Below are 11697 nucleotides of genomic sequence, written 5' to 3'. Positions count from 1 at the left end.
TCATCAGCCAGACCAGCCGGCACCACAACCAGCCAAGCCCCCGACAACACACCCGAACCCACCGTCACCGGCGACCACGCCACCCGATAACGCCAGCCCTCGACCGCCGACCACTCACGATCCCGCCGACGCCACGCCGACAACGCCGGCAACACCGCCGTCAGCGACGCACCATCCGCCGGCAACGCCAGCAGATCCGCCACCTCCGACGCATCCCCACGCTCCACCGCCTCCCAGAAACCGGAATCAGCCGAGTCACGGATGATGTCACCCACGGCTTCCGGAGCGGATTCCATCCAGTACCGGTCTCGCTGGAAGGCGTAGGTGGGCAGCTCCACCAGCCGAGGGCGGGACGGGGCAAGGAACGCAGCCCAGTCCACGGCATGACCCCGCACATACACCTGCGCCAAGGCTTCCACGAGCGACCCGGCCTCATCCCGGTCCTTACGCAGGACCGGAGCGAACACCATCTCCGGCACGGAGTCCGCGCCCATCCCGGACAGCACACCATCCGGACCCAACTCGAGGCAGGCCGTCACACCCTGCTCGGAGAGATGCGTGATGCCGTCGGCGAAACGCACCGCCTCCCGCACATGACGCACCCAGTACTCGGGGTCACACACGCCCTCCGCAGCCGCCAGCTCACCCGTCACGTTCGACAGGACCGAGAGCCGGGGCTCGTCATAGGTGAGGGACTGGGCGATCTGCCGGAACTCGTCCAGCATCGGCTCCATCAACGGCGAATGGAAGGCATGCGACACCCGCAGCCGACGCACCCGACGACCCTCAGCCCGCCATGCCTCCTCAAGCTCCGAGACGACAGCACCGTCGCCGGAAACCACCACCGCCTGCGGCCCGTTGACCGCCGCAACAGCCACACCCTCCCGGCCGGCCAGTGACGCGTTGACGACGGCTTCGTCCGCTTCGACGGCGAGCATCGCCCCGCCCGACGGCAGTGCCTGCATCAGGCGTCCGCGCGCGGCCACCAGCACACACGCGTCCTCCAGCGACCACACACCGGCGACATGGGCTGCCGCCAGCTCACCGATGGAGTGCCCGCCGACCACATCAGGACGCACACCCCACGACTCCACGAGCCGGAACAGCGCCACCTCGATGGCGAACAACGCCGCCTGCGTGAACACGGTCGCGTCAAGGGCCTCCTCGTCGCTGAAGATGACCTCCCGCAACGGTCGTTCCAGCAACCCGTCGAACCCGGCACACACCTCGTCGAACGCCTCGGCGAAGACCGGGAACGCCTCATACAACCCCCGGCCCATCCCCACACGCTGACTGCCCTGACCAGAGAACAACACCGCCAGCCGACCCGGCACCACCTCACCGCACACCACACCGGCGACCGGCTCACCCGACACCACGGCAGACAGCCCAGCCCGGTCACCCGGCAGCACCACAGCCCGGTGTTCAAAGACCGACCGAGCCGACACCAACGACCACGCCACGTCGACGGGGTCGGTATCCGAGGCATCACTCAGGAATGCGGCCAGACGCTCGGCCTGGGCTCGCAGCGCCGCGTCGGACCGTCCCGACACCACCCACGGCACCACGGGCGCCATCACCGGCGGCTCGGCGTCCGCGATCGGCTCGGCCTCGAGGGTCGGCGCCTCCTCCAGGATCACGTGCGCGTTCGTCCCGCTGATACCGAAGGAGGACACACCCGCCCGACGCGGCTCAGCGGCCTCCGGCCACTCGACCGACTCCGTCAGCAGCTCGACGGCACCAGCCGACCACTCCACCTGCGGCGAAGGCTCATCGACATGCAACGTCCGCGGCAGCACCCCGTGCCGCATCGCCAGCACCATCTTCATGACACCGGCGACACCCGCGGCGGCCTGGCTGTGCCCGATGTTCGACTTCACCGAGCCCAGCCGCAGCGGCCGGTCCTCGGGACGGTCCTGACCGTAGGTGGCCAGCAGCGCCTGCGCCTCGATCGGGTCACCCAACTTCGTACCCGTACCGTGCGCCTCCACCACATCGACCTCAGCCGCGGACACCCCGGCATTCGCCAACGCAGCACGGATCACCCTCTGCTGCGACGGACCGTTCGGCGCCGTCAGCCCATTGCTCGCACCGTCCTGATTGACGGCCGAACCCCGCACCACCGCCAGCACCCGATGCCCGTTGCGCCGCGCATCCGACAGCCGCTCCAGCAGCACCACTCCGATGCCCTCGGCGAGCCCCATGCCGTCCGCGTCCGCGCCGAACGCCTTGCAGCGGCCGTCGGCGGCGAGGCCGCGCTGGCGGCTGAAGGCGATGAACGCACTGGGGGTGGGCATGACGGCGACGCCGCCGGCCAGTGCCAGGGAGCACTCCCCCTGGCGCAGCGACTGGGCGGCCAGGTGCAGGGCGACCAGCGACGACGAGCACGCCGTGTCCACCGTCACCGCGGGACCCTCGAACCCGAACGTGTAGGACACGCGGCCGGACACGACGCTGGCCGCGTTGCCCGTCATCAGGTGGCCCTCGGTGCCCTCGGGCGCTTCGTGGACGCGGGGGCCGTACTCCTGGTAGTTGACGCCCACGAAGACGCCGGTGCGGCTGCCGCGCAGGGACGGGGCCGGCACGCCGACGCGTTCGAAGGCCTCCCAGGACGTCTCCAGCAGCAGGCGCTGCTGCGGGTCCATCGCCTCCGCCTCACGCGGCGAGATACCGAAGAACCCGGGGTCGAACCGGGCGGCGTCGTAGAGGAAGCCGCCTTCGCGCACGTACGTCTTGCCGGGGGCGTCGGGGTCGGGGTCGTAGAGGCCCTCGATGTCCCAGCCGCGGTCGGTGGGCAGTTCGCCGATCGCGTCGTTCTCGGACATGACCAGCTGCCACAGTTCCTCGGGGGAGGTCACTCCGCCCGGGTAGCGGCAGCTCATCGCGACGATCGCGATGGGGTCGTCGTCGGTCGGCAGCGCCGTGGTGGCGACGCCGGACGCGGTCGTGGCGGGGCCGTCCGGGGCCGTCGTCACCGTCGCTCCGAGGAGCTGCTCCAGGATGTGGGCGCTCAGTACGGCGCTGTTGGGGTAGTCGAAGATCAGGGTGGCGGGCAGTCGCAGGCCGGTGGCCGTGTTCAGGCGGTTCCGCAGTTCCACGGCGGTCAGGGAGTCGAAGCCGAGCTCCTTGAAGGCCCGTCCGGAATCGAGCGTGCCCGTGTCGGCGTGGCCCAGGACGGCCGCGACCTGTTCGTGGACGAGGTCGAGGACGGCGTGTCCGCGTTCGCCGGGCGCCAGGTCGGTCAGTCGCTGCCGGAGCGGTGAGGCCGGGTCGGTCCCGTGGCCGCCGGCGATGCCGGCCGCGCCCGTGGTGCTCTCCTGGCGGAGGCGCCGGGCCTCGTCGAGTTCGTCCAGCAGCGGGCTGGGGCGCGCGGAGGTGAAGACCGGGAGGAAGGTGTCCCAGTCCATGTCGGCGATGGCCAGGTGGGTCTGGTCGTGGTCGAGTGTCTGCTGGAGCGCGGTGATGCCGAGGTCGATGTCCATGAACCTCAGGCCACGGCGGCGCAGTTGGTCCAGGTCCAGGGCCTCGGGGGCGTTGTCGCCGACCGCGTCCCACACGCCCCAGGCCACGGAGGTGGCGGTCAGTCCGTCGGCTCGGCGGCGTTCGGCGAGCGCGTCGAGGTAGGCGTTGGCCGCCGCGTAGGCGCCGTGGTCGCCGACGCCCCAGAGGGAGGAGACGGACGAGAACAGGACGAACGCGTCGAGCGGGGTGTCGCGCAGCAGTGCGTCGAGGTGCGCCGCGCCGGCCGCCTTGGCGTTCATGACGACGGCGAACTCCGCCACGGTCGTCTCGGCCAGGGCGGCCAGGTCGATGTGGGCGGCGGCGTGGATGACGGCGCTGAGGGGGCGGTCCTCGGGTACGGAGGCGAGGACGCCGGACACGGAGTCGCGGTCCGCCATGTCGCAGGCGGTGACGGTGACCTGGGTGCCGAGTTCGGCGAGTTCGGCGACCAGCGCCTCGGCGCCGGGCGCGGCGAGCCCGCGGCGGCTGGTCAGGATCAGGTGCTCGGCGCCGTTGCGGGCCAGCCACCGGGCGAGGTGGGTGCCGAGGGCGCCGGTGCCGCCGGTGACGAGGACGGTGCCCCGGGGCTTCCAGGTGCGGACGGGGCGGCTGTCGCCGAGCGGTGCGGGTTTCAGGCGTCGCAGCATGACCCCGGAGGCGCGGACGGCCACCTGGTCCTCGGCGTCGGTGGCCGCGAGGACGCCGGCGAGCCGGGTGCGGGCCCGTCGGTCCAGGGTGGCCGGCAGGTCGACCAGGCCGCCCCAGGTGTCCGGGTACTCCACGGCGGCGACGCGGCCCATACCCCATACGGTGGCCTGGGCCAGGCTGGTCAGAGGGTCCGTGCTGCCGGTGGACACCGCGCCCCGCGTGGCGGACCACAGCGGTGCCCCGGTGCCGAGGTCGCCCAGGGCCTGGATCAGCGACAGGGTCAGCACCAGGCCGGTGCCGGCGACGGGGTGCTCCGGGTAGGGGGTCTCGTCCAGGGCGAGCAGGGAGAGGACGCCGGACGGCGTGTGGTCCGCGGTGATCGTGCGGAGCCGTTCGGTCAGTACGGTCCGGTCGGCGTCGTTCCCGTCCAGGGTGAGGGTGACGACCTCGGCGCCGTGCTCCTCGAGGGTCTGCCGGGTGTCCGCCACCAGCGGGTCGTCGGCGCACGCAGCGGGCGTGACGAGGAGCCAGGTGCCGGAGAGCGAGGGGTTGGCCGTGCCGTTGGTTCGGCGCCAGGCGGCGACGTAGCGCCATTCGTCGACGGTCGACTCCGAGCGCCGCCGGCGACGCCACTGAGCCAGGGCGGGCAGGACGGCGTCGAACGACTCCTGCTGCTCGACGGTGTCGAGGCGGAGCGTGGCCGCCAGCGTCTCGCCGTCTTCCCGCTCGATCGCGTCCCAGAAGATGGCGTCCGTGCGGTCGCCGTCCGCCATGCCCAGGGCGAGCGGCCGCGACGGAGCGGCCTCCAGCCAGTAACGCTGGTGCTGGAAGGCGTAGGTGGGCAGTTCGACCCTTCGCGCCCCGGTCCCCTCGAACAGCTTCGCCCAGTCGACGGGCGCACCGCCGGCGAAGGCTTCCGCCACCGACGTGACGAACCGTTCAGGACCGCCTTCACCGCGGCGCAGCGTACCGACCGCCGTGACCGGCGTGTCGGTGTGCGTCTCGGCGGTCTGCTCCACACCCAGCGTCAGCACCGGATGCGCACTGGACTCCACGAACACACGGAAACCGTCGTCCAGCAGAGCCTCCATGGCCTCCGCGAAACGCACCGTCTGCCGCAGGTTGCGATACCAGTACCCCGCATCCAGAGCCGACGTGTCCAGGACACCGCCCGTCACCGTCGAGTAGAACGGCACGCTCGACGCCCGCGGGGCGATCCCCGCCAGGTCCCGCAGGAGAACGTCCTCGATCGCCTCGACGTGCGCGGAATGCGAGGCGTAGTCCACCGCGATACGGCGCGCCCGCACACCCTCCGTCTCGCACGCGGCCAGCAGCTCGTCCAGCGCGTCCGCGTCACCGGACACGACCACCACCGACGGACCATTGACCGCCGCCACCGACAGCCGACCATCCCAGCCGGCCAGGCGCTCACGCACCGCCTCCACGCCCAGCGAGACAGACACCATCCCGCCACGCCCGGACAACGCACGAATCGCCTTGCTCCGCAGCGCCACCACCTTCGCCGCATCCTCGATCGACAGCGCACCCGCCACACACGCGGCAGCGATCTCACCCTGCGAATGACCGACCACCGCAGCAGGCTCCACACCCACCGACCGCCACACCTCGGCCAGCGACACCATCACAGCCCACAACACCGGCTGCACCACGTCGACCTGGTCGAGCCAGGCATCCGTGTCCGCATCACGCAGGATGTCGATCAGCGACCAGTCCACGAACGGCGCGAGCGCAACCGCACACTCGGCCATACGCGCCCCGAATACCGGTGAGGAGTCGAGCAGTTCAGCCGCCATCCCCGCCCACTGCGACCCCTGCCCCGGGAACACGAAGGCGACGCCGATGCCGTGCCGGACGGTGCCCTCGACGAGGGCGGTGGTGCCTCGGCCGTCGAGGTATGCCTGGAGTTCTCGTACGGCGGCCGTGGGGTCGGGGGCCAGGACGACCGCGCGGTGGTCGAAGGCGGTTCGCGTGGTGGCGAGCGACAGGCCGGTGTCGAGGCCGGTCGTCTCGGGGTGGGCGCCCAGGTGCTCCAGGAGGCTTGCCGCCTGGGCGCGCAGGGCCGTCGCGGACTTCGCCGACAGCACCCAGGGAACGGCCGGCAGGGCCATCGGCGCCGGGGCGGAGTCGGGGGTGGTGTCCGGGTCTTCCTGGTCGGCGTCGGCCTGCGGGGCGGGGGCCTCTTCGACGATGGCGTGGGCGTTGGTGCCGCTGATGCCGAAGGAGGACACACCGAACCGGCGGGGCTCCTCGCCCTGCGGCCACGGCGTGGCCTCGGTGAGCAGGGCGACGGTGCCGGAGGACCAGTCGACGTGCGGGGAGGGCTCGTCGACGTGCAGGGTGCGGGGCAGGGTGCCGTGGCGCAGGGCCAGGACCATCTTCATCAGACCGGCCACGCCCGCGGCCGCCTGTGTGTGTCCGATGTTGGACTTCACGGAGCCGAGGAACAGCGGCTTGTCGGCGGTGTGTTCGCGGCCGTACGTCGCGAGCAGCGCCTGAGCCTCGATGGGGTCGCCGAGCTTCGTGCCGGTGCCGTGCGCCTCCACGGCGGTGACCTGGGCGGCCGTGAGTCCGGCGTCCGCCAGGGCGGCCCGGATCACTCGCTGCTGGGAGGGGCCGTTGGGGGCGGACAGTCCGCTGCTGGCGCCGTCCTGGTTGATGGCCGTGCCGCGGACGACGGCCAGCACGGGGTGGCCGTTGCGGCGGGCGTCGGAGAGACGTTCCAGGAGGAGCATGCCGGCGCCTTCGGCGGGGCCGAAGCCGTCGGCCGCGGCGGCGAAGGGCTTGCAGCGGCCGTCTCCGGCGAGTCCGCGCTGGCGGCTGAAGCCGGTGAAGGTGCCCGGGGTGGCCATGACCGTGACGCCGCCGGCAAGGGCGAGGGAGCATTCGCCGCGGCGCAGGGACTGCGCGGCGAGGTGCAGGGCGACCAGGGAGGAGGAGCAGGCCGTGTCCACCGTGACGGCGGGGCCCTCCAGGCCGAGGGTGTAGGCGACGCGTCCGGACACCACGCTGATGGCGCTGCCGGTCACGAGGTGGCCTTCGACGCCTTCGGGGGCTTCGTGGACGCGGGGCCCGTAGTCGGGGGCGACGGCGCCCGCGAAGACGCCGGCCTGGCTGCCCTTGAGCGAGGCGGGGTCGATGCCCGCGCGCTCGATCGCCTCCCAGGCGGTCTCCAGCAGCAGCCGCTGCTGCGGGTCCATCGCGGTGGCCTCGCGGGGCGAGATGCCGAAGAAGTCGGCGTCGAAGTCGCCGGCCTCGTGGAGGAAGCCGCCCTCGCGGGCGTACGTGGTGCCCGGCCGGTCGGGGTCGGGGTCGTACACGGCGTCGAGGTCCCAGCCACGGTCGGCGGGGAAGGGCGTGATGGCGTCCTCCTCGCCGGACACCAGCCGCCACAGGTCCTCGGGGGTGCGCACGCTGCCGGGGAAGCGGCAGCCCATGCCGACGATCGCGATCGGCTCGTGGGCCGCGGCTTCCACTTCCTGCAGCCGGCTGCGGGTCTGATGCAGGTCTGCGGTGACCCGACGGAGGTAACCGAGAAGCTTTTCTTGTTCCGACATCAGGACCTCACGAGCTCGGGAAGCTGGGCGTTCGGGGAGAAGGACAGGGCGGAACCCGGCGGGCTCACGAGGCGGTGCGGAACCGCGGATGCGGCGGACAGGTCGGCGTGGGCGTTCCCGGGAGTGATCATGCGGGCCCGGTCCCTGCCAGTGATCATGCGGACCCGAACCCTTCCGACGAGCCGAACTCCTGGTCGATGAAGGCGAACAGTTCGTCCGCCTCGGCGCTCTCCAGGTGTTCGGCGACGGCGTCTCCGCCGGCCGGCGACGGTTCGCCGGAGGCGGCAGGGGGCTGGGCCGGTTCCGCTGCGCCTTCCGTCCCGTCGCTCCAGGCGGACACGGTGGTCAGGAGCTGCCGGAGACGGCCGCTGACCAGTTCGCGTGTCGCGGTGTCGGTGCCGGCGGCCCCGTGCAACGTGGCCTCCAGGCGGTCGAGTTCGGCGGCCAGGGCGGAGGCGTCGGCGCCGGGGACCGGGGCGTCCGCGGCGGGCGCGATCTCCTCGTCCAGGTGTCCGGCGAGGGCCTCGGGGGTCGGGTAGTCGAAGATCAGCGTGGCCGGCAGCCGCAGGCCGGTGGCCGCGTTGAGCCGGTTGCGCAGTTCCACGGCGGTGAGGGAGTCGAAGCCGAGCTCCAGGAAGCCGCGGTCGGCCACGACGGACACGGCCGAGCCGTGTCCGAGCACGGTGGCACCGTGCTCCTGGACCAGCCGCAGCAGCGTCCGCCGCCGCTCCGCCGGGGAGAGCCCGGTCAGGCGCTGCGCGAGCGTCGGCTCGTCGGAGGGCCGCTGTTCCCGCACGAGTGCGCGCCGGGCCGGTGCCGGGCGGCGCACCAGGCCGCGCAGCACGGCCGGCGGCGGGGTGGCGCCCTGCGTGGCCTGCTCGGTCAGCGCCAGGGTGTCCAGGCGGGCGGGCACGACCAAGGCTTCCGCCAGGCCGCTCGCCCCGTCGAGGAGTGCCAGTCCCTCCTGCGAGGAGAAGGGCAGCAGGCCGCCGCGGGTCATGCGGGACAGGTCCGCCTGGTTCAGGTGGCCGGTCATGCCGGTGCGCTCCGCCCACAGGCCCCAGGCCAGGGACAGCGCCGGCAGGCCCTTCGCCCGGCGGTGCTGGGCGAGGGCGTCCAGCCAGGTGTTGGACGCGGCGTAGTTCGCCTGGCCCGCGGAGCCGAAGACGCCCGCGGTGGAGGAGAACAGGGTGAAGAGGGTGAGGTCGAAGCGGCGCGTCACCTCGTGCAGATGCCAGGCGGCCTCCGCCTTGACGCGCAGGAGGGCGTCGACGCGCTCCGGTGTCAGGGAAGCCACCGTCCCGTCGTCCAGGATGCCCGCGGCGTGCACCACGCCGGTCAGGCCGTGCCCGTCCGGCAGGTCGGCGAGGAGTGCCGACAGCGCGTCGCGGTCGGCTACGTCACAGGCGGCGACCCGTACCGAGGCGCCCAGCGCGGTCAGCTCCTGCCGGAGTTCCGGCATGCCCTCGGCGTCGGGGCCTCGGCGGCTGACCAGCAGCAGGCTGCGTATGCCGTGCCGTTCGACCAGGTGCCGGGCGACGAGGCGGCCGAGGGTGCCGGCGGCGCCGGTGATCAGCACCGTGCCGTCGGGGTCCGGTGCGGCGGCGGGCACGCTGAGCACCAGCTTGCCGACGTGCCGTGCCTGGCTCATGAACCGGAAGGCCTCCGGCGCCCGGCGGACGTCCCACACGCGGGTGGGCAGCAGCCGCAGCCGGCCCTGCGTGAAGAGGTCCATGACCTCCGCCAGCATCGTCCCGATCCGGTCGGGGCCGGCCTCGCCCAGGTCGAAGGCCCGGTAGGTGATGCCCGGACGGCCGGCCGCGACGGTGGTGGCGTCCCGTACGTCCGTCTTGCCCATCTCGATGAAACGGCCGCCGTCGCGCAGCAGCCCGAGCGAGGCGTCGACGAACTCCCCGGCCAGGGAGTTCAGGACGACGTCCACCACGCCGCCCGTGCCCGAGCCGCCTGCGAAGTGCCGCGCGAACTCCAGCGAGCGCGAGGACGCCAGGTGGGCGTCGTCCACGCCGAGCGCCCGCACGTGCTCCCACTTGGCCGGTCCCGCGGTGGCGAACACCTCGACGTCCCAGGCCCGGGCGAGCTGCACCGCCGCCATGCCGACCCCGCCGGCCGCGGAGTGCACCAACAGTGACTCGCCGGAGCGTACGCCGGCCAGGTCCCGCAGCGCGTACAGCGCGGTCACGTAGACCACGGGGACGGACGCGGCCTCGGCGAACGACCAGCCGTCCGGCACTCGCGCCAGCATCCGCTGGTCCGCCACGACGAGCGGGCCGAAGCCGCCGGACCAGATGCCGAGCACCCGGTCGCCCACGGCGAAGGACGAGACGCCGGGCCCGGTGGCCACGACCACGCCCGCTCCCTCGCCGCCCATGAGGGCCGGGTCGGGATACATGCCCAGGGCGAGGAGGACGTCGCGGAAGTTCAGTCCGGCGGCCCGGACGGCGATACGTACCTCGTGCTCGCCGAGTTCCCGGGTCGCGTCCGGCGCCGGCCGCAGCCGCAGGCCCTCCAGTGTGCCGTCCTCGGACGCCGTCAGCCGCCAGGCCCGTACGCCGTCCTCCGGCGTCAGCACCCCGTCGGCGACTCCGCCGGCCAGCCTCGGCACCCGCACCCGGCCCTCACGCAGGGCCAGTTGGGGTTCGCCGGTCTGTACGGCCTCGTGCAGGGCGGTGAGGCTCTGCTCGGCGTCGTCCACGTCCACCAGCACGAACCGTTCCGGGTGCTCGGCCTGCGCGGACCGCACCAGCCCCCAGACGGCGGCGGCCGGCAGATCGGCCGGTGCCTCACCGGCATCCGCCGCCAGTGCTCCACGGGTCACCAGCACCAGCCGCGCCCCGTCGAGCCCGTCCAGGGTCAGCCACGTCCGCACCAGGTCCAGCGCCCGGTGCGTGACCTCCCGGGTGGCGGTCACGACATCGGCAGCGCCGTCCGACACGAGGCTCGCGAGGACCAGGCCGGAGCCGGCCGAAGCGGAGTCCCACCGTTCGGCCAACGCCGCCAGGTCGGTGTACTCCCCGGCATCCCGGTCCGCCGCCCTCAGCGCTCCGAGCAGGTCGAGGGTGTCCGGCCCGACGACGGCGCACCGACCGCCGTCCGCGGCCACCGCACCGGGGTCGGCCGCGCCGGACGACTCGCTCCAGTCCACGCGGTACAGGGCGTCGCTCGCCCCACCCGGCGCGGCCGCCACCATCTGCTCGCCGGTGAGCTCGCGCGTCACCAGGGCGTCGGCGGAGGCGACCACGGTCCCCTCCGTGTCGGCGACCAGCACCGCCATTCCGTCGGCTCCGGCCGGCGCGAGCCGTACCCGCAGCTCCGTGGCACCCGTCGCGTACAGCGACACGCCACGCCACACGAACGGCAGCCGGACGGCTGCGGAGTCCCGCTCCGGGCCCGCCAGCCATGCGTGCAGCGCCGAGTCCAGCAGCGCGGGGTGCAGCCCGTACCGGTCCGCTTCCGCGGCTGCCTCCTCCGGCAGTGTCACCTCGGCGAACACCTCGTCGCCACGCCGCCAGGCCGCGCCCAGTCCGCGGAACGTCGGCCCGTACGCCAGTCCCGTCTCGGCCAGCCGCTCGTAGAGCCCGGTCAGATCGAACGGCTCGGCACCGGTCGGCGGCCACACGCGCAGCTCCGCGTCGACGGCCGCGCCCCCGGAGGCGAGGACGCCCGAGGCGTGCCGCGTCCACGGCGCGTCGGGGAGGCCGTCGGGGCGGGCGTAGACGCCGAGTTCGCGTCGTCCGCCGTCTCCCGGTCCCTCCAGTGTCACCTGCACGGAGACGGCGCCGTCCTGCGGAAGCGCCAACGGCGCCTCCAACGTCAACTCCTCCACCCGGTCACAGCCGACTGCGTCCCCGGCACGCAACGCCAGCTCCACAAACGCCGTACCCGGCAACAACGCCACCCCGGCCACCGCATGATCAGCCAGCCAACCATGCGACACCAACGACAACCGACCCGT

Annotated in this window: 3 protein-coding genes; all 3 read right to left on the bottom strand. The window is 73.1% G+C overall.

The window, feature by feature from the left end; all coding sequences use genetic code 11:
• A partial coding sequence (locus AB0E77_RS33730; protein WP_361578679.1) for a type I polyketide synthase occupies positions 1 to 7724 on the bottom strand: 7724 nt, incomplete at its 3' end.
• A complete protein-coding gene (locus AB0E77_RS33725; protein ID WP_361578676.1) occupies positions 7724 to 7882 on the bottom strand; it encodes a hypothetical protein in 159 nt (52 codons plus the stop codon). The genes AB0E77_RS33730 and AB0E77_RS33725, both read right to left, overlap by 1 nt.
• Entirely contained in the window at positions 7879 to 11688 is a 3810-nt protein-coding gene (locus AB0E77_RS33720) for an SDR family NAD(P)-dependent oxidoreductase (RefSeq protein ID WP_361578682.1), read from the bottom strand. The genes AB0E77_RS33725 and AB0E77_RS33720 overlap by 4 nt, the downstream gene beginning before the upstream one ends.
• Positions 11689 to 11697 lie beyond the last annotated feature (9 nt).

Origin of the sequence: Streptomyces sp. NPDC032940, assembly GCF_040636935.1 — a bacterium.
Lineage (GTDB): Bacteria > Actinomycetota > Actinomycetes > Streptomycetales > Streptomycetaceae > Streptomyces.
This window is presented reverse-complemented; position numbering and strand designations above follow the sequence as displayed.